Raw genomic sequence first — 20,660 nt, 5'->3', positions numbered from 1 at the left:
ACATTCGCTAGTCAGGAGTTCTCGTGACGAAGCGCTTCATGTAAAAAACTCGCTTTCATCAAAGCGAGTTTTTCACGTATGAAGCTTTGTGACAAACTTTGCGAACGGCTTTACAAGTGGTAAAGCAATTACAGAACATAACACGTTGAAAATTAAACTTGCATGAGCTAACTGTACCTCGGGGCTTGAAGCAAGGTTCATTACGATATCACTCATCCCATTTATAAGGGGAAGAAACGCTAACACTCCAATAACATTCAACCAAACGTGTGCAAAAGCAACTAGTTTTGCTTCTTTAATGGAGCCGATACAGGCTAAAATAGCAGTTACACATGTACCGATGTTTGCTCCTAACATGATGGCAATCCCTGTTTGGATGGTTAGAATGTCATTCGTAAGAAAGCTCATACTAATACCAATAGTAGCAGTACTAGATTGAATAATAGCGGTAAGAACTGTCCCAATAAACGCTCCAAAGAGTACCGTTTCGTTTGCCTCTAAAATAAATGATTGGACCGCTGGAATTACCGACAGTGGAAAAGCTAGTTTTTCAAAGCCATTCATTGCAACAAAAAGACAGCCTAACCCAAAAAGGGTAGTACCGATACTAAATATTACTTTCTTCTTAGATATCATTAAAAGTACCCCAACTATTAAGAGCGGGACGATATACGAATCTATATTAAAAGTAATAAGTTCAGCTGTAATAGTTGTCCCAATATTTGTTCCAAGCATAACCCCAATCGATTGATAGAATGATAAATACCCGGCGGCTACTAAGCCAATTGTAATAACCATAACAGCCGAACTACTTTGAATGATCGCAGTTATTCCAGCCCCGACCAACATTCCTTTCCATGGCTTGTCTGTTACAGCAAGCAACCACCCTTGTAATTTATTTTCAGATAAATGATAAAGTCCTGTTCGCATCGAAGTCATACCGAAAAGAAAAATAGCTAAGAAGACAGCAAATAACGATATAATAGATATCAAATAACACCACCTCTACTTCCATATATATGGACAAGTACAAAATCAATGACAAGAAGTTTACGTAGAAAGGAGTTTTTTATTTGCGAAAAAGGATAGATAATACAGTTATGCATAGCTACCCAGGTATGGTAGCAATTGTGACAGCTGAATGGAATGGAGAACGAAACGTAATGGCTGCTGGCTGGCATACATATATTTCTTACGAGCCACCGATTTACGGAGTAGCGGTTGCTAAAGAGAGATACACGCACCATTTAATCGAAAACAGCAAACAATTTGCAATTAATTTTGTACCTGCAGATAAGGCGGAAATCATTCAATTTGTTGGATCAAATTCAGGAGAAAATGTAGACAAGTTTGCTCAACTATCTTTCACAAAAGGCGAGACAATCGAAACCCCGATATTGAAAGATGCATATATTGCTTATGAATGTAAAGTAATTGATCAAAATACTTACGGTGATCACGATTTTTTTGTCGGTGAAATCACATGCTTTTATAAGGATGTTTCCTTATTTACACAAGACGGCTTACCACAGTGGGAGAATTTGAATATCCCATTATACTTAGGTCGATCCAAATATTTAATTGCAAATGAGCGTGCTACAATCATTGATTTATATAAAAAGTAAAGGACGATTTCACGTATTATTCATTGATTAAGCGAATAATGTTGACCTTAAAAGATGAATATATTATACTTGAACAGTACATGTTCTATTGTTTTTTCATTATAGGAACATGTTTATTGTTGATAATGCAAGTGGTTGTTCTGGAGGGAGGGAATTAGAATGTCTAAAACTGTAGTTCGTAAAAACGAATCGTTAGAAGATGCTCTTCGCCGTTTCAAACGCTCAGTTTCCAAAACTGGTACGTTACAAGAAGCGAGAAAGCGTGAATTCTATGAAAAGCCTAGCGTAAAGCGTAAGAAGAAGTCTGAAGCTGCTAGAAAGCGTAAATGGTAAAAAGAGGGTGTAAGTAATGAGTCTTCTCGAACGTTTAAACTCTGATATGAAACAAGCAATGAGAGATAAGGATAAAGAAAAACTTTCTGTTATTCGTATGGTTAAATCTACATTGCAAAATGAAGCAATTAAGCTCGGTAAAGATTTGTCTGAAGACGAAGAACTTACTGTTTTGTCTCGTGAATTAAAGCAACGTAAAGACTCCCTCCAAGAATTTGATAAGGCCGGTCGTGAAGACTTGGTTCATAAATTACAGGCGGAAATTATAATTGTCGAACACTATATGCCAGAACAGCTTTCAGAAGAAGAAATTGCAGCGATTGTGAAACAAACAATTGCTGATGTAAATGCTTCCTCTAAAGCAGAAATGGGTAAAGTAATGGGCGCGCTTATGCCGAAAGTAAAAGGAAAAGCAGATGGAAGCCTCGTAAATAAGATTGTCCAACAACATCTTTCATAACAAATGAAAATAGCACCTTACCTTGTAAGGTGCTATTTTTTCATAAACACGGTAAAATACATAATAGGATATTTATTTTTTTGAAACCTTTTCCGCCATGCTGCGTATTACTTAGTATGATTGGAAATCCTATATACAGTTGGAGGGAGGTACGTTCATTCATGAGAAAGTTTTTTCGAATGGGCTCATTATTTACGTTGTTATTAGGTATAATTCTTCTTATTCCTTCATTAATCCCTAGTAAGACAAGCGGAGCTGAACCGGTCGTTCACGTAATTCCGGTACATGATACAGTAGAAAAAGGGTTAATGATGTTTATGGAGAGATCGATAAAAGCAGCTGAACAAGATGCAGCTGATTTAATTGTTTTCGACTTGCATACCCCAGGTGGTGCTGTTGATGCAGCAACTGACATAGCAAGAATCATCCATTCTACTGATATTACTACCGTTTCTTTTGTAAATACTTGGGCTATTTCTGCTGGAGCTTATATTGCTCTAAATACAGATCAAATTTATTTTGCACCAGGCGGGAAAATGGGAGCAGCTGCTGTTATTACTCAAGATGGAAACGCGGCAGATGATAAAGCGCAATCCTTATGGTTAAGAGAAATGAGAGATGCAGCAGAGCATAATGGCAGGGATCCTAAATATGCGGAGGCAATGTTAGACGTGGATGTAGATGCTTCGGAAGTTGGTGCACCTACAGGTAAATTACTAACATTAGGACCAACTACTGCATTAGAAGTAGGCTATTCCGAAGGTACTGTTACAAGTTTAGAAGAACTTTTAAAGACACTTGGCTTGGAAAATGCAAATATTGTGGAAGCAGAAGTTTCGTTTGCTGAAAAAATAGCTCGTTTTATTACGAACCCGATGGTTGCATCTATTCTAATTACAATCGGATCACTAGGCTTAGTTCTTGAGTTATACTCACCAGGCTTCGGAATTCCGGGTGCAATGGGAGTTAGTGCATTATTATTGTTTTTCTATGGACATCTAGTAGCGGGATTAGCAGGAATGGAAACTTTAATTCTATTCATTTTAGGTATTGTGCTCATTGTGCTAGAGTTATTTGTACCAGGAGGAATTTTAGGTATTATCGGTCTAGGTGCCGTTATTACTAGCTTCTTCCTCGCAACAGATGATGTTATGCAAATGGGAATGTCCCTACTATTTGCGTTAACAGTGACGATTATTGTGATGGTTATTATATTTAAAGTATTCGGCAAAAGAATACGAGTATTTGACCGTATCGTTTTAAGAGACTCGACAAGTACAGAGCAAGGATATATTTCCAACATATCAAGGATAGATCTCGTTGGACAAAAAGGAAAAACATTAACAACGTTAAGACCTTCTGGTACAGCTATTATCAATAATGAGAGAATAGACGTTGTAACGGAAGGAACGTATATTGATGCAAATAAAGATATTACAGTAGTAAAAGCTGAAGGCTCACGAATAGTTGTTCGTGAAATCTCTTCATCTAAATAAATTTTTTATTAACGAAAGGTAGGTAATCACATGCAAGATCCAGGAACTTTAATCGTTCTCGTAGCGATTGCGTTAGCTATTATCTTTTTAGCTGTTTTATTAACATTCGTACCAGTAATGCTGTGGATTTCCGCATTAGCTGCAGGTGTACGTGTAAGTATTTTCACATTAGTTGGGATGAGATTACGTCGAGTAATCCCAAGTCGCGTTATTAATCCATTAATTAAAGCGCATAAAGCTGGTTTAGGAGTTACTACTAACCAACTTGAAAGTCACTACTTAGCAGGTGGTAACGTAGATAGAGTAGTTAATGCTTTAATTGCTGCTCATCGTGCAAACATTGAAATTAACTTTGAACGTGCTGCTGCGATTGACTTAGCAGGTCGTGACGTTCTAGAAGCAGTACAAATGTCCGTTAACCCTAAAGTAATCGAAACACCGTTTATTGCTGGGGTTGCAATGGATGGTATTGAAGTAAAAGCGAAAGCTCGTATTACAGTGCGTGCAAACATTGACCGTTTAGTCGGGGGTGCTGGAGAAGATACAGTTATTGCTCGTGTTGGTGAAGGTATTGTAAGTACAATTGGTTCTTCTCATGATCATAAAAAAGTATTAGAAAATCCAGACTTAATCTCTCAAACAGTATTAAGCAAAGGCTTAGATGCAGGTACTGCTTTTGAAATTCTTTCCATTGATATTGCTGATATTGATATCGGTAAAAACATCGGTGCAGAATTACAAACTGATCAAGCAGAAGCCGATAAAAAGATTGCTCAAGCTAAAGCAGAGGAACGTCGTGCGATGGCGGTTGCACAAGAGCAAGAAATGCGTGCTCGTGTAGAAGAAATGCGTGCAAAAGTTGTGGAAGCAGAAGCAGATGTACCACTAGCTATGGCAGAAGCATTACGTTCAGGAAACATTGGTGTTATGGATTATATGAATATCCAAAACATTACTGCTGACACAGATATGAGAGACTCCATTGGGAAATTAACGGATAATAAATCTGAAGAAGATGGAAAATAATTTAAAAGGGCACTATTGTCCCTTTATAAATAAAGAAGGGAGGCTTACTCCTTTTCATGAATATAATTGAATGGATTTTTTCGAACCCTCTTATACTGTTTATTTTAATTGGTATTCTATCTAGTCTGTTTCGGAAAAAAGGTGAAGAACAGCAACAAACTAATAAACCGAGGCCACAGCGACAACAACAGGCTGGCCAGCAAACGCAGCAACAGACTGCGAACGAGGAAAAAGAATATAATTGGGATTTTGATATTTTTGGTGAAAAGGCCGAAGAGCTTGAAAAGCAGTTAAGAGATACTTTCTATCCACCAAAAGAAGAGAAAGTGATGAAAGTGGAGCCTGTTAGAGAGCAATCTAAAGTAGAAAGAGTGCTGGATTTTGAAATTCCGAAAGATAGTCCTATTCTACAAACAGAACTTCAAACATCAGAAGGTAAAGTGTATAAACACCACCACGAAATATCTAGAAAACAAGTTGTAAATGGGGTAATATGGTCAGAAATTCTTGGTCAACCGAGAGCCCAAAAGCCTTACCGACCACCTCACCTTCAAAGGAGAGGTAGGTAAAGAAAAAGAGACTGCTTTTGTGCAGTCTCTTTTTTGTCCTCGTCTAGCTAAGTCACTTAAGCCCTGGCTAACTTCATGATCAAGAGAACGATAACTTCTACTGGAACAGTCTTTTCTTGCAGGTCTAAAGGGATGCGCCTAATTTTTTATAACATAGGTACACACAAAGGGGGGAGGATTCATGTTTCTAGAAAAACTGAAGAGCCAGTTACATCATAATAAATCAATATTTATCGGAGAAGAAACGGCTTTTCGTTCCGCCATATTAATACCTTTAATACGAGTGGATGATGAATGGCATATCCTTTTCGAAGTGCGTTCATTTAAGATGCGAAGACAACCAGGCGATATTAGCTTCCCTGGTGGTCGAATTGACGCTTCGGACGACTCACCGCTGGCAGCCGCATTACGAGAAACATATGAAGAATTAGGTGTGCAACCGAATAAAGTGAATGTGATAGGAGGATTAAGTCCTTATGTTGCTTCACCGACATTTGTTGTCTATCCATTTGTTGCAGCAGTTGATTATAAAGAAATTATCCAATGCTACAATAAAGAAGAAGTGGAAGAGGTATTTACAATACCAGTTAAATGGTTACTGAACTATAAGCCGGATATGCATTTAGTTACAGTTGAACTAAAACCTTCGCTAGATTTTCCTTTTGATAAAATCGTTAATGGGACGAACTATCAATGGGGTACTAGGTCAGTTGAAGAATGGTTTTATTTTTATGACAAGTATACGATTTGGGGATTAACAGCAAGAATATTAAAACATTTTATTCATATTTTAAAAATTGAAAAGTAAGCAGATACAATCCATTTTTTTTTCACGAGAACGGCATCTGTAAAAGCTGAAGCTAGAATCATATTCTTTGGAATAAGACCTCCTTTTTTCTCATACACATGAGATGAAAGGGGGTTTTTCCATGCTCAAGAAATTCCGAGCCAGAATGAATAATTGGGTGACGCAAAATATGGAATTACCCGCAGATGTCATGATGGATCTGCCGAGGATTACAATGATTGGCCAAATACATATATACATTGAAAATCATCGTGGGCTTTTAACTTTTTCTGACACTGAAATAAGGCTTCTATTGAAACAGGGACAACTCCTTGTCAAAGGTGAAGCGTTTGTTATTAAGACGATTATGCCGGAAGAAATTTTACTAGAAGGAAAAATTAGTCAAGTAATTTACTTAACGGAATAAAAAGTTGGGGTGGAGAATAATGAAAAATGATTGGATTCATTTTTTTTCAGGAACAGTAAAAATAATAATAGAGGGTAAAGGGGTAGAACGATTTATAAATGATTGTATACGTGCTAATATTTCGATTTGGAACATAAAAAAATTAGGAATAGAAAATTATACTTGTTATATTCGCCTAAAGGATGTTTCAAGTTTAAGGAGAATTATTAAAAAACATGATTGTCGATTTCGTTTCTTAACAAGGAAAGGTCTTCCTTTCCTTGTTCAATATTCTTGGAAAAATAGTGGCATTATAGCAGGTATCGCAGCATTTTTTATTACAATATTTTTGCTTTCGAATATGGTATGGAGCATCCAAATTAACGGTGCTAATCCAGAAACAGAACATCATATTGCCCAAGAATTGAACAAGCTTGGTGTAAAAAAAGGAAAGTTTCAATTTTTTTTATTAGATCCGGAAAGTATACAACGTCATTTAACAGACACGATTGAAGAATTAACATGGATTGGTGTGGAGCTAAATGGGACATCCTATTCATTCGAAGTAGTAGAAAAGACAGAGCCTGGAGAAGAGGAGTACGTTTCTCCACAAAACTTAGTAGCTAAGAAAAAAGCGGTAATTACCGATATGTTTGTCGAAAAAGGACAACCAGTAGTATCGCGTGATGATTATGTAAAAGAAGGACAGTTACTAGTTTCTGGACTCATCGGAAGAGAAGAGGAACAGAAGGCAATAGCGGCTAAAGGGAAAGTATATGGTGAAGTTTGGTATATGTCTACAGTAACTGTACCATTAAAGGAAACACTACATGTATTGACAGGGGAAAACGAAAAACAACATTATGTGAAGGTGGGGAAACTTTCTCTTCCAGTTTGGGGATTTTTTAAGCCTGAATATGAAGAAATGAAGGAAGAGCAGTCAGAGCGATATTTATACTTTTGGAAGTGGAAATTACCAATATCTTATGTCCAAAAATCCCAATATGAAACAGAATTAATACAAACAATATATAGTGAGGAAGAAGCGATTGAAAAAGGTTTATCGTTAGGAAAAGAGGAGCTTGAAAATAAATTACCCCAAGATGCAGTAATTAAAGGTGAAAAAGTTTTGCACCAAAGTTTAGAGAATGGTAAAGTAAAATTAGCTATTCATTACCAAGTGATAGAAAATATAGTAAAAACAGAACCAATCATTCAAGGAGACTAAAAATGTCAGAAGGATTAGTCATGATGAATCAACAATTAGAAAATCCAAATGAAGCATTAAGTTTATTTGGAAATCAAGACGTACATTTAAAGCGATTAGAAGAAGAGTTAAACGTATCAATTGTTACACGTGGAGAATCATTAAATGTTTCTGGAGAACCACAAAATGTAGAGATAGTAGATCAAATACTACAGCAACTAATTTTGGTCATACGAAAAGGTATAAAAATATCAGAGCGCGATGTTATTTATGCTGTCCAGCTAGCTCGTGAAAACAATTTACAATCATTTCAAGATCTCTATGAAGAAGAGATTACGAAAAACGTTAAAGGGAAATCAATTCGTGTTAAAACGTTAGGACAAAGGCAATATGTTTCAGCCATTAAGAAAAATGATTTAGTTTTCGGTATTGGTCCAGCGGGTACCGGAAAAACATATTTAGCAGTCGTAATGGCTGTTAGTGCATTGAAAAATGGTAATGTAAAACGGATCATATTAACTAGACCTGCTGTAGAAGCAGGTGAAAGTCTTGGTTTTCTACCAGGTGATTTAAAAGAAAAAGTGGATCCTTACTTACGACCTTTATATGATGCGCTCCATGACGTTTTTGGAAACGAGCATACTCAACGTCTTATTGAAAGAGGAGTTATTGAGATTGCACCACTAGCATACATGCGTGGCCGAACTTTAGATGATGCATTTGTTATTTTAGATGAAGCGCAAAATACAACACAGGCACAGATGAAAATGTTTTTAACTCGTTTAGGTTTCGGTTCAAAAATGGTGATCACTGGGGATGTTACTCAAGTAGATTTACCAAAGGGAGTTCAATCAGGATTATCTGTAGCAAGGAAGATTTTAGATAACGTAAATGGTATTAAATTTATCGAATTAGAGCAATCAGATGTTGTGCGTCATCCTCTTGTTGCAAAAATTATTAATGCATATGAAAAGACAAATGAAAAATAATTAAAAAGCCCCATATTTTGGGGCTATTTCAGCTGTTCAAAAAGTAAAGAATTTTATATGCTTATTAAAAAGTCAAATGAATGGATAAAAGGAGGGAAATTATGAGAAGGAATGCACCCTTTTATACATATATAAAGCGTCTGAAAAAATTCAGATTTTATCATATTATCGTATATGCATTACTTGGTCTTATTATGTTTGCACTAATGTATTCAAACGTAACTCCTGAAAATTTACAGCTAAGCATTGGTGATAAGGCTGATCGGAACCTACGTGCCCCTCAATTTACAATCGATACAGAAAAAACAGAAGAAAAAAGAAACGAAGCTGCTGGTGCAGTGGAACACGTATACGTGTTGGATGAGGAAAAGGCTGTTCAACAAGTAGAGAGAATCCATATTATTATTGATTCTGTTGAGACAACGAAGCAAGAGGTAGCAAAACAAGGGGAACAAGAAGTACTAAATGAAGAAGGCGAAATCGAAATACAACAAGTAGATATTCCTCTAGAAGAGCAAATGGCTATTCTTCAAGAAAAGCTAACTAGCAAATTGCCAAGTGATTGGAGAAGAGATATACAAGAAGAGGATTTAATTACTTTATTAAATGCAGATTTTAATCAGTTAAGTGTATTAAGAAATGCAACTATTACGGCTGTTCATAATGCGATGCAACAAGAAATATTAACGGTTGCAGACAGGGATGACGCGCGTAAATCGTTTGAAACGGAAATGCGGATTACAAGTATTCCAGGTGATAGTGAAAACATCATCCGTAACGTTGGGATAAACATTGGTAAAATCGCTATAATCCCTAATAAATTTTATGACTCGAAAGCTACACAAGATGAGCGTCAAGCAGCAAAAGATGCTGTAGAACCTGTTGAAATCGCTACTGGTCAGCTTCTCGTAAAAGAAGGAGAAACAATTACTAGAGAGTTGCATAGACAATTAGAAGTTGCAGGACTTTTAAATACGAATAAATCCATTTTTTCTTATATAGGTTTAGCGTTATTAATTGCTATTATGCTTTCTTCATTAGTCTATTTATTTAACGGGAAAGAAATTAGTAGCCATAATAAAAATTCTTATTTAACGATGTATTTAATTATTTTTACTATTACACTACTTATTATGAAAGTGATAAGTCTTTTCCAGCAGTTTGAAAACGCGGCTCAAATAGGCTTTATTGCACCAGTTGCAATGGGAGCAATGTTAACGAAAATGCTAATTAACGAAAGAACAGCAGTGATCACTAGTATTATTTTTGGTATTTGTGGAAGTATCATTTATAATGAATTTCCAGGTACTCTAAACTATTCTTTAGGTATTTACCTACTAGTATCATCGGTTGCGGGTGTTTTATTTTTAAGCCAACATAACCGTAGATCAACTATTTTACAAGCGGGTATGTTCATATCCTTAATTAATGTTGGGATGATTATATCTTTATTAGCTATTAAAAATACAAATTTCTTTATGATGAATGGATTGTTAAATTTAGGAACGAACATTACAATGGCTGTTGGTTCTGGCGTTGTTGCAGCTGTTTTAACAATCGGATTATTGCCTTTTTTTGAAGCAGGATTTGGGATGCTTTCTACGATGAAATTACTAGAACTATCTAATCCGAACCATCCATTATTACGAAAAATACTTATGGAAACACCAGGCACTTATCATCATAGTGTGATGGTTGCTAACTTAGCAGAATCAGCATGTGAGGCAGTTGGAGCTAATGGGCTGTTAGCAAGGGTTGCATCTTATTATCACGACATTGGAAAAACAAAAAGGCCGAATTACTTTATTGAGAATCAAATGGGGAGAGAAAACCCGCACGACAAGTTACCGCCACAAACGAGTAAAAATATTATAGTAGCCCATGCAACAGATGGGGCTGAAATATTAAGGCAACACAATATGCCAAAAGAAATTATAGATATTGCAGCGGAACATCATGGAACGAGCCTTCTGAAGTTTTTCTACCATAAAGCAAAAGAGCAAAATAGTGAGGTAGAAGAACAAGAGTATCGTTATCCAGGTCCTAAAGCACAATCAAAAGAAGCAGCCATTGTAGGTACTGCAGATAGCATTGAAGCAGCTGTTCGATCGCTAAACAATCCAACTCCTGAAAGAATTGAGACGATTGTTAAAGCAATCATTAAAGACCGAATCCAGGATGAGCAATATAGTGAATGTGATATAACGTTTAAAGAATTAGAATTAATAAGCCAATCATTCTGTGAGACGTTGCAAGGAATATTCCATTCAAGAATAGAATATCCAGAAGCAGCTAACAAGAAAGTGGAGGTTAAATAATGTTACAAATCGATTTAGTAGACGAGACATCACTGTTAAATGAACAACAATTTACAGGACTAGAAGATTTGTTGCAGTTTGCGGCTAAAATGGAAAAAGTCCCTAACAATGCGGAACTCTCCGTCACTTTTGTGACAAATGAACGCATTCAAGAAATTAATCGAGAATATCGAGATAAAGACTATCCAACTGATGTTATATCCTTTGCCCTAGAAGAGATGGGAGAGGGAGAATTAGAGATTGTGTATGCGGAAGAAGAGCCGACTATCCTCGGAGATATCATTATTTCTATTCAAAAGGCAAAAGAGCAGGCCGAGGAATACAATCATTCATTTGAACGCGAATTAGGCTTTTTAGCTGTGCATGGTTTGTTACATTTACTAGGATATGACCATGAAACAGAAGAAGAGGAAAAGGAAATGTTTCAAAAGCAAAAGGATATTTTAAACGCGTATGGCCTCAAAAGAGACTAAAAAGAGTTTTAGAGGGTCGTTATCGAAAAGTTTCTTTTTTGCACTAGAAGGATTTATGTATGTGTTGAAAAAAGAAAGAAACATAAAAATCCACATTATTATTGCAATTTTTATGATACTTCTCTCTCTTTACTTAAATATTTCCAAAATTGAGTGGGTTGTGTTGTTTCTTATAATAGGTGGAATGGTAGTAATAGAGATAATAAATACAGCGATTGAAAATGTTGTTGATTTAGTAACGGAAGATTTTCACCCGTTGGCAAAAATAGCAAAAGATGTTGCGGCATCTGCGGCTTTAGTCTTTGCGGTGGTTGCGGTGGTTGTTGGCATTATATTATACTTACCGTACATTGTTCAGTTAGTTAAATAAATTGAAAATTTTAAATTTTAAATTTAATTCCTAGAAAACTAATGATTTATTACTCAGTTTCATGTAAAATAATATATAGGTATACAGTTAGTATACCGCTGAAAGGAAGACATGTTGTGAACATTAATGCATTAATTGAAGAAGCAAAATCAGCAAGAGAACGAGCATACGTACCTTACTCTAAGTTTAAAGTGGGCGCTGCTTTACTAATGCGTGATGGGAAAGTTTTTAAAGGTTGTAATATAGAAAATGCTTCATATGGCATGACGAATTGTGCAGAAAGAACTGCTCTGTTTAAAGCGTATTCAGAAGGGGAAACAGAAGTAGCAGCAATTGCTGTTGTTGCTGATACTGATAGACCTGTCCCTCCGTGTGGAGCTTGTCGCCAAGTGATTTCCGAATTATGTTCAAAAGATACGAAAGTGATCTTAACGAACTTAAAAGGTGATATTCAGGAACTAACTGTCGAAGAATTACTACCAGGAGCATTTACAGCGGAGGATATGAATGAATAATCAAGCTTTTAAATCAGGTTTTGTTTCCATTATTGGTCGTCCGAATGTTGGAAAATCAACCTTTCTAAATAGAGTTATTGGACAAAAAATTGCAATTATGAGTGATAAACCACAAACAACCCGTAATAAAATTCAAGGTGTTTATACGGAAAACGATGCACAAGTTATCTTTATCGATACACCAGGTATTCATAAACCGAAGCATAAACTTGGTGATTTCATGATGAAAGTTGCCCAAAATACGTTAAAAGAAGTAGACTTAGTCCTTTTTATGATAAACGCGGTAGAAGGATACGGTAGAGGTGACGAATTCATCATTGAACGTTTAAAAGAGACGAAAACACCTGTATTTTTAGTCGTTAATAAAATTGACGAAGTGCACCCTGATGAGCTATTTCCGTTAATTGACCACTATAAATCTTTATTCCCGTTTAAGCAAATTATTCCGATATCTGCTTTACAAGGGAATAATGTTGGGACGCTGTTGGACTTAATTAAAGAATTTCTTCCAGAAGGCCCACAATATTACCCTGCTGATCAAGTAACGGATCATCCTGAACGCTTTATTGTTTCAGAGTTGATAAGAGAAAAAGTTTTGCACTTAACACGAGAAGAAGTTCCACATTCTATTGCAGTGGCAATTGATTCGATGAAACGTAGACCTAATGGCGATATTATTGATGTTCAGGCAACAATCGTTGTGGAAAGAGATTCACAAAAAGGTATTGTTATCGGAAAGCAAGGAAAAGTTTTAAAAGAAGTTGGGCAACGTGCCCGTGTGGACATTGAAGCATTACTCGGATCGAAAGTCTTTTTGGAACTTTGGGTAAAGGTACAAAAGGATTGGAGAAATAAACAATCACAATTAAGAGACTTTGGTTTTAGAGAAGACGAATATTAAAAGTTATTCATGGAGACTAAACATTTTACAAAATTTATATAACATGAAAAGAGTAAAAAACGGTCATCATACAGTTAAGTGTAGTTGTTCCAAACGTCGACGTGAGAACAATGTAAATAAACTAAACCTCTGAATAATTTACATGAAAAACACTTAGAGGAATTGGAAATCATTTGCTAGTACAACAGAAAGGGTGGGGTTAAAGATGTTAGATTTTACCTGGAAAGTTTTTACCGAGACAGGTAATATTGATACCTATCTATTATTTAAAGAGCTTGAAAAGGATCGAACTGAATTACCCGAAACAGACGAAGAACTAGCGCATCGAGATGTACCAATTTCGTAATATAAGCAATCACCCCTAAGGCAATCTACAATACGTAGATTGCCTTAGTTTGTTGTAGAAGTAACATTCTCAAGGAAGGCATCATTGCATGTGAACATATGCACCATGGGCATGAAAATGGATATCGAGCTCTTTTGAAAGGTATAATCTTTTTCCTTTTAAGATTTAGAACCGTGAGTGCAACGGAGCGGAAGGCACTTGACTCCAGCGGGAGCTAGACATCTCCCCGTGGAAAGCAAGTGTCTGTAGCGAAGTGAAACGGACTAGCTTAAAACTAAAGAAGCCTATTTTCAAGGCGGACACCAAGAATTTTTATTAAAACTATAAACAACTTTACTTGCTCTTTTATCTTTAAATTCATTACAATACAGTTAGATAAACAGAAATGGTGTGGAATCATTGTTACATAAATGCGAAGGAATCGTTATTCGAACAAACCAATACGGAGAAACGAACAAAATCGTGACACTTTACACAAAAGAAATAGGGAAAGTCGGTGTCATGGCAAGAGGTGCTAACAAACCAAGTAGCAGACTTACAGCAGTCTCCCAATTGTTTTGCCATGGATATTTTTTATTTCAAAGAGGCAAAGGATTAGGCAGTCTTCAACAAGGTGATATTGTAGAATCCATGAGAAAAGTAAGAGAAGACATCTTTTTAACGGCTTATTGCTCCTACATTGTTGAATTAACCGATAAAGTAACCGAAGATAATCAAAAGAACCCCTTTCTTTTTGAACTATTACGACTTACTTTACAATCGATCAATGAGGGGAAAGACCCCGAAATATTAACTTTTATATATGAAATGAAAATGTTGTCTGTTATCGGTATCGCTCCTGAATTAAGCCAATGTTCGTGCTGTGGGGCATCAGAAGGAAAATTTGCTTTCTCTGTACGTGAAGGTGGTTTTATATGTCATCGTTGCTTTCATCGTGACCCGCATCTCTTAAAAGTGTCAGAAGGAACACTTAAGCTTCTTAGAATTTTTTACTTTTACGACCTTCATAAAATTGGGAATATTTCCGTGAAGGAAACAACGAGAAAAGAAATTCGTAAAGTATTAGATGCATATTATGAAACATATTCAGGGATAGTATTAAAATCAAAGAGATTTCTAAATCAAATGGGCTCACTGCGTGCTACTTTGTCAGATGATTCGAATGAAAGTTGACAGGGATGTAAAAATCATATATTATTCCAATTAAATAATATGGTTGTGTTGAAGGAAAGGAGTACTTATCCTACTCTATAAAAGCGAACCTAGGACAGTGGAAGCTAGGGTATGGAGAGATAAGGAAGGGCGTTCTGGAGCAACATTCGTAAAGTGGTAAAAGGAATTTTCCTTTTACAAATAGGGTGGAACCGCGGGTAAACTCTCGTCCCTATGCTAAAGAATTAGCATAGAGATGAGAGTTTTTTTATTTCTAGCTGCTAATTCAAAAAACACAAACAAGGAGGAAAAAGCATGAATATTCAACAAATGATTTTAACTTTACAAAATCATTGGTCAGAACAAGGTTGTATTTTAATGCAAGCATATGATGTTGAAAAAGGGGCGGGAACGATGAGTCCATATACGTTTTTACGCAGTATCGGACCGGAGCCGTGGAATGTAGCATACGTTGAGCCATCTAGGAGACCAGTGGATGGGAGATACGGGGATAATCCTAACCGACTTTATCAACATCACCAATTTCAAGTTATCATGAAACCATCTCCAGATAACATTCAAGAGTTGTACTTACAATCATTAGTTAAACTAGGAATTGACCCATTAAAACATGATATTCGCTTTGTAGAAGATAATTGGGAAGCACCGACACTAGGTGCTGCTGGACTAGGATGGGAAGTTTGGTTAGACGGCATGGAAATTACCCAATTTACGTATTTTCAACAAGTTGGTGGAATAGAGTGTAAACCAGTTTCAGTTGAAATTACGTACGGTATTGAACGTCTAGCATCGTACATCCAGGATAAAGAAAATGTGTTTGACTTAGAATGGACAGATGGATTTACAGTTAAAGATATTTTTTATCAGCCAGAATATGAACATTCAAAATATACGTTTGAAACGTCTGATCCTGAAATGCTATTCCATTTATTCGATGTTTATGAAAAGGAAGCTCATAGGCAGATGGAACATGGATTAGTTCATCCGGCTTACGATTATGTATTAAAATGCTCACACACGTTTAATCAATTAGATGCTAGAGGAGCAATATCCGTAACAGAACGTACTGGATATATAGGGCGTGTTCGGAATTTAGCTAGAAAAGTAGCAAGAACGTTCTACGAAGAAAGAGAAAAGTTAGGTTTCCCAATTTTAAATAAGGAGGGAAAATAAATGGCAAACAGAGATTTATTAATTGAAATTGGTCTAGAAGAAATGCCAGCGCGATTCGTTACTAGTTCAATGAACCAACTTTCAGATAAAATAAAAGAGTGGGCAACGGAGCATCAACTTTCGTTTGAGCAAATTTTACCTTACTCAACTCCACGCAGATTAGCAATAGTTGTAAAAAACTTATCGGAAAAACAAAGTGACGTAACAATAGAAGCTAAAGGACCTGCCAAAAAAATTGCACAAGATGAAGATGGAAATTGGTCAAAAGCAGCGCAAGGATTTGTGAGAGGTCAAGGCGTATCTGTTGATGATATATTTTTTAAAGAGATAAATGGGATTGAATATGTACATGTGCAAAAACATGTTAAAGGAAAAGAAACTTCTAAATTATTAAAAGAACTAACAGAAGTAATTACTTCCCTACATTTCCCTAAAAATATGAGATGGGCAAATGAAGACTTACGTTATGTTCGTCCGATAAAATGGTTAACTGTACTGTTTGGAGAAGAAATTGTACCTGTTGAGATTGCAAATGTAAAAGCAAATCGTTTCACATATGGTCACCGTTTCTTAGGAGAGAAAGTTACAATCGCATCTCCAGAAAAGTATGTAGAAACATTATTAGGCCAATTCGTAATTGTCGATTCAATGGAAAGAAAAGAAGCGATTCGTTCTCAATTAGCTATTCTGGGTGATGAAAATGGGTGGAGCATTCCTGTAGATGCTGACCTTTTAGAAGAGGTAAATAATTTAGTTGAATATCCTACTGCTCTATTCGGCAACTTTGAAGAAGAATACTTATCACTACCGGAAGAAGTATTAATAACTTCAATGAAAGAACATCAACGTTACTTCCCAGTGAAAAGTAAAGAAGGTCAGCTGTTACCTCATTTTGTTACAGTGAGAAATGGTAATCATGAACATTTAGATGTTGTAGCTAGAGGTAATGAAAAAGTTTTACGTGCAAGATTATCAGATGCAGCATTTTTCTATAAAGAGGACGAAAAACTTGTCATTGACGAGGCGGTTGCGAAGCTAGATAAAATCGTATTCCATGAAGAAATCGGAACAACCGGAACGAAAGTAAAAAGAGTTCGCGCTTTTGCTGAACATATAGCTAAACAATTAGAAATGGACGACGAAACGCTTCAACACGTTTTAAGAGCAGGGGCAATTTATAAGTTTGACCTAGTATCTCAAATGGTGTATGAATTCCCAGAGCTACAAGGCATAATGGGAGAAAAATATGCAAAAGCAAAAGGTGAAGCAGATGTTGTGGCTGTAGCGATTAATGAACATTATATGCCACGTTCGGCAGACGACAATACTCCATCTTCGGACATCGGTGCATTACTAAGTATTGCTGATAAGCTAGATACTATTGCAAGTTTCTTTGCAATTGGAGTAATTCCAACAGGCTCTCAAGACCCATACGCGTTACGCAGACAGGCTTCTGGAGTAGTTCATACGCTTTTAAATAAAGGATGGTCAACGTTATCTTTACAATCTTTACTTCAATATTTAATAGACGAGTATAAAAATGTGGAAATATTAAAACGTGACAAAGAGGAAGTTCTACAAGAACTACTTTCATTCTTTGGATTAAGAATGAAAAATCTCCTTCAAGAGGAAAATGTACGATATGATATTATCGATGCGGTGTTATCCTTACCGTTATCCGACGTATCTTCTATCGTTACGAAAGCGAAAGTGTTAGAAGAGAAAAAGCAAACAAACAACTTTAAAGGTATTGTTGAATCATTAAGTCGTGTATTAAACATTGCGAAAAAGGCAGTTGGAGAGCACGAAATTAACCCATCTTTGTTTAAGCAATCTGAGGAAGAAGCTCTATATGCTGCATATAAAGAACTTCAAGAAAGTATTAATATAACGATAGAAGAACAGCGTTTTTCAGACGCGTTTGACATGTTAGCGAATTTACAACAACCAATTGATGCTTATTTTGATAACATAATGGTCATGACAGATGAAGAGGAAGTAAAGGTAAATCGTCTAGCACAAATGGCTAAATTAGCATCTGTAATCGCTACTTTTGGTGACTGGAATAAAATATTAGTAAAGTAATCTTATGAGACAACGAGAGTACCTTATGATAAAATGATGGAAATGGAAGGGCTGACTCAAAAAACATTTAAGTCAGCCTCTTTCCAATTTTTTTATGTAGCATTATAATTAGTATATAATAGTTACATAAAAGTATGACACATTGTGTCGTCATCCGCTTAATTAGTGTGGATGAGATAGGTGGTGAATGATATCGAACTTAATAAGCGTCAAAAACATATTTTAGAAATTGTAAAGGACCATGGACCGATTACTGGAGAAGCGATTGCGGATCAATTAAACTTAACTCGTGCTACTTTAAGGCCTGACTTAGCAATATTAACAATGGCAGGGTTTTTAGACGCTCGGCCACGTGTAGGGTATTTTTACACAGGAAAAACAGGCTCTCAACTTCTATCTGATAAAATTAATAAAATTAGAGTAGAGGACCATCAATCCCTCCCAGTTGTCGTAAATGAAAGTGTTTCTGTTTATGATGCTATCGTTACGATGTTTTTAGAAGATGTAGGGACACTGTTCGTTGTAGATGAACACTCAACGTTAGTAGGAGTATTATCGAGAAAAGACTTATTAAGAGCGAGTATTGGAAAACAAGAATTAAATACAATACCTGTTAATATTATCATGACAAGAATGCCCAACATTACATTTTGTTTAAAAGAGGATTTAATAATTGATGTTGCAAACAAACTGATTGAAAAGCAAATCGATGCTCTTCCGGTCGTGAAAAAAACAAACAAAGGTTATGAAGTGGTAGGCAGAATTACGAAAACGAATATAACAAAATTACTTGTTGCCTTATCAAACGATGAAATAATGTAAAGGATTGGGGGAGAAGGATGAGTAGAAAAATCATTTATGTAGTATCAGACTCCGTAGGCGAAACAGCAGAACTTGCAGTAAAGGCAAGTATTAGTCAATATAATGGGGAAGACTTTATTTTAAAAAGAATTCCTTATGTTGAAGATACAAAAACTATTTCCGAAGTAGTCTCCCTTGCAAAAATGAACGAAGCGGTAATTGCTTTCACGTTAGTTGTTCCGGAAATGCGAAAATTTTTAATGGACGAAGCGAATAATGCAAATGTTCCTGCGTATGATATTATTGGTCCATTTATTGATCTCATCCAAGATAAATTTAAGATACAACCAAGAATGCAGCCTGGGCTAGTGAGAAAGTTAGACGAGGATTATTTTAAGAAAATTGAAGCAGTTGAGTTTGCAGTTAAGTATGATGATGGAAGAGATCCGAGAGGGATATTAAAAGCAGATATCGTTTTAATAGGTGTCTCAAGAACATCGAAAACGCCACTTTCACAATATTTAGCTCATAAACGTTTAAAAGTTGCTAATGTACCTATCGTTCCAGAAGTTAATATTCCGGAAGAATTATATAAAGTCTCTCCTTCTAAATGCTTTGGGCTGAAAATTAGTCCAGAAAAGCTTAATGAAATAAGAAGAGAAAGACTGAAAGCGTTAGGTTTAAATGATCAAGCATCATACGCTAATGTCTCCAGAATTAAAGAGGAACTCTCGTTTTTCGATGAAGTTGTAAGTAAAATTGGTTGTGAAGTTATTGAGGTAACGAACAAAGCTGTAGAGGAAACAGCTAACATCATATATAACAAATATCATAAGCGTACGTGAGGAGCACAAATGAATGTGCTCTTCTTTTTCGGTAAGGAAAGGAAAATTAAAAATCATGTACTAAAAATGGATGAAAAACAATATTTTTTATAGAGATAAATCACTAGTCTTTTTAATATTTATATATTATAATTAAAAATTGTGATAAAAATATGCCTTTGCATGTTTAGATAGACCAATAAACGAATAAACTAAAAATATCTGTAAGTCAAGGTATCGTAGATATTTTCGTTCGACAAAAGAAAAAAAGAAATCGAAAAAAGAAGGTTTTTGAGAAGGGATGTAGAAACCATTATATATGCAAGAAAACAGTTTTCCAAAAGTGTTAAGTAGACGCATAAGCCATATGTGCTCTACATTTCAAGGAGAGACTTATAAGTAGCATCCCTATTCTCATGTTATAAAAAGAGAAATAAAAGGTACTTGAGTTTATGTCGATGAAGGAAAAGAATCTGCAGACTTATACATAATGAATGCTGTAAAAAAAGGCGACGTTGTAATAACTCAAGATCATGGGCTTGCTAGTATGTTAATCGGTCGAAACGTTTACGTAATATCATCGTGTGGAAAGGTATATAAAGAGGATGAAATGGATTTCAGCCTACATTTACGTTACTTATCAGCTAATAAACGTAGAAGTGGAAAGTATGTAGAAGGGCCAAAGCCTTTTACAGAAGAGAACGACAGCAATTTACTACTTCACTTTCAAGAATTTTGTCGAACTATGAAGGAATTCAAGATTTTAAGTAGAATATTATAGCA

23 protein-coding genes are annotated in these 20,660 nt (G+C 35.8%); 22 read left to right on the top strand and 1 reads right to left on the bottom strand.

Features of this window, described 5'->3' with window-relative positions; translation table 11 throughout:
- Positions 1–72: 72 nt before the first annotated feature.
- Positions 73–993, bottom strand: a complete 921-nt coding sequence (locus O1A01_RS18410; RefSeq protein ID WP_066418644.1) for a Na/Pi symporter — start codon at positions 991–993, stop codon at positions 73–75.
- An 80-nt stretch (positions 994–1,073) separates the two neighbouring features.
- On the opposite strand from O1A01_RS18410, the gene O1A01_RS18405 reads away from it, so the two are divergent.
- From O1A01_RS18405 to O1A01_RS18300, 22 genes are all read left to right on the top strand, one after another.
- Entirely contained in the window at positions 1,074–1,625 is a 552-nt protein-coding gene (locus tag O1A01_RS18405; protein WP_270064701.1) for a flavin reductase family protein, read from the top strand.
- 159 nt (positions 1,626–1,784) lie between these two features.
- Positions 1,785–1,958, top strand: a complete 174-nt coding sequence (rpsU, locus tag O1A01_RS18400) for a 30S ribosomal protein S21 (protein ID WP_066418648.1) — start codon at positions 1,785–1,787, stop codon at positions 1,956–1,958.
- Between the two features lie 16 nt (positions 1,959–1,974).
- A complete protein-coding gene (locus tag O1A01_RS18395; RefSeq protein ID WP_270064700.1) occupies positions 1,975–2,418 on the top strand; it encodes a GatB/YqeY domain-containing protein in 444 nt (147 codons plus the stop codon).
- Positions 2,419–2,579: 161 nt separating this feature from the next.
- The gene (locus O1A01_RS18390; protein ID WP_270064699.1) at positions 2,580–3,914 is read left to right on the top strand and encodes an NfeD family protein; all 1,335 of its coding nucleotides are present in this window, start codon (positions 2,580–2,582) and stop codon (positions 3,912–3,914) included.
- Positions 3,915–3,944: 30 nt separating this feature from the next.
- Entirely contained in the window at positions 3,945–4,940 is a 996-nt protein-coding gene (gene floA, locus O1A01_RS18385; protein WP_270064698.1) for a flotillin-like protein FloA, read from the top strand.
- A gap of 56 nt (positions 4,941–4,996) precedes the next feature.
- The gene (locus O1A01_RS18380) at positions 4,997–5,509 is read left to right on the top strand and encodes a hypothetical protein (RefSeq protein ID WP_270064697.1); all 513 of its coding nucleotides are present in this window, start codon (positions 4,997–4,999) and stop codon (positions 5,507–5,509) included.
- A 181-nt stretch (positions 5,510–5,690) separates the two neighbouring features.
- Positions 5,691–6,317 (top strand): NUDIX hydrolase, encoded by a 627-nt coding sequence (locus O1A01_RS18375; RefSeq protein WP_270064696.1) that lies wholly within the window; start codon positions 5,691–5,693, stop codon positions 6,315–6,317.
- Between the two features lie 121 nt (positions 6,318–6,438).
- The gene (yqfC, locus tag O1A01_RS18370; protein ID WP_270064695.1) at positions 6,439–6,723 is read left to right on the top strand and encodes a sporulation protein YqfC; all 285 of its coding nucleotides are present in this window, start codon (positions 6,439–6,441) and stop codon (positions 6,721–6,723) included.
- 19 nt (positions 6,724–6,742) lie between these two features.
- Complete coding sequence (gene yqfD, locus O1A01_RS18365) at positions 6,743–7,930, top strand: sporulation protein YqfD (RefSeq protein ID WP_270064694.1); 1,188 nt, start codon at positions 6,743–6,745, stop codon at positions 7,928–7,930.
- 2 nt (positions 7,931–7,932) lie between these two features.
- On the top strand, positions 7,933–8,898 hold the full coding sequence (locus O1A01_RS18360; protein ID WP_066418663.1) for a PhoH family protein: 966 nt from the start codon (positions 7,933–7,935) through the stop codon (positions 8,896–8,898).
- Positions 8,899–8,999: 101 nt separating this feature from the next.
- On the top strand, positions 9,000–11,216 hold the full coding sequence (locus tag O1A01_RS18355) for an HD family phosphohydrolase (protein WP_270064693.1): 2,217 nt from the start codon (positions 9,000–9,002) through the stop codon (positions 11,214–11,216).
- Complete coding sequence (gene ybeY, locus O1A01_RS18350; RefSeq protein ID WP_270066436.1) at positions 11,213–11,689, top strand: rRNA maturation RNase YbeY; 477 nt, start codon at positions 11,213–11,215, stop codon at positions 11,687–11,689. The genes O1A01_RS18355 and ybeY overlap by 4 nt, the downstream gene beginning before the upstream one ends.
- Positions 11,690–11,744: 55 nt before the next feature.
- Positions 11,745–12,059, top strand: coding sequence for a diacylglycerol kinase family protein (locus O1A01_RS18345; RefSeq protein ID WP_270064692.1), 315 nt, complete (start codon positions 11,745–11,747; stop codon positions 12,057–12,059).
- Between the two features lie 116 nt (positions 12,060–12,175).
- Positions 12,176–12,574, top strand: a complete 399-nt coding sequence (locus O1A01_RS18340; RefSeq protein WP_270064691.1) for a cytidine deaminase — start codon at positions 12,176–12,178, stop codon at positions 12,572–12,574.
- Positions 12,567–13,475 carry a GTPase Era gene (era, locus tag O1A01_RS18335; protein ID WP_270064690.1) on the top strand — a complete coding sequence of 303 codons (909 nt, stop codon included), beginning with the start codon at positions 12,567–12,569 and terminating at the stop codon, positions 13,473–13,475. Before O1A01_RS18340 ends, era begins: the two co-directional genes overlap by 8 nt.
- Before the next feature lie 205 nt (positions 13,476–13,680).
- The gene (locus tag O1A01_RS18330) at positions 13,681–13,821 is read left to right on the top strand and encodes a YqzL family protein (RefSeq protein WP_084380572.1); all 141 of its coding nucleotides are present in this window, start codon (positions 13,681–13,683) and stop codon (positions 13,819–13,821) included.
- Between the two features lie 399 nt (positions 13,822–14,220).
- Entirely contained in the window at positions 14,221–14,994 is a 774-nt protein-coding gene (gene recO, locus O1A01_RS18325; RefSeq protein WP_066418684.1) for a DNA repair protein RecO, read from the top strand.
- A gap of 294 nt (positions 14,995–15,288) precedes the next feature.
- Positions 15,289–16,167, top strand: a complete 879-nt coding sequence (glyQ, locus tag O1A01_RS18320) for a glycine--tRNA ligase subunit alpha (protein ID WP_270064689.1) — start codon at positions 15,289–15,291, stop codon at positions 16,165–16,167.
- On the top strand, positions 16,168–18,252 hold the full coding sequence (glyS, locus tag O1A01_RS18315; RefSeq protein WP_270064688.1) for a glycine--tRNA ligase subunit beta: 2,085 nt from the start codon (positions 16,168–16,170) through the stop codon (positions 18,250–18,252).
- A gap of 180 nt (positions 18,253–18,432) precedes the next feature.
- Positions 18,433–19,074, top strand: coding sequence for a transcriptional regulator CcpN (locus tag O1A01_RS18310; protein WP_066418690.1), 642 nt, complete (start codon positions 18,433–18,435; stop codon positions 19,072–19,074).
- 17 nt (positions 19,075–19,091) lie between these two features.
- Entirely contained in the window at positions 19,092–19,898 is an 807-nt protein-coding gene (locus O1A01_RS18305; RefSeq protein ID WP_066418695.1) for a pyruvate, water dikinase regulatory protein, read from the top strand.
- Between the two features lie 469 nt (positions 19,899–20,367).
- Positions 20,368–20,658 (top strand): DUF188 domain-containing protein, encoded by a 291-nt coding sequence (locus O1A01_RS18300; protein ID WP_270064687.1) that lies wholly within the window; start codon positions 20,368–20,370, stop codon positions 20,656–20,658.
- Positions 20,659–20,660: the final 2 nt, after the last annotated feature.

The organism is Sutcliffiella sp. NC1, assembly GCF_027594365.1.
GTDB classification, from domain to species: domain Bacteria; phylum Bacillota; class Bacilli; order Bacillales; family Bacillaceae_I; genus Sutcliffiella; species Sutcliffiella cohnii.
Note: the sequence above shows the minus strand (reverse complement) of the source record. Positions and strands in the feature narration are given on the sequence as shown.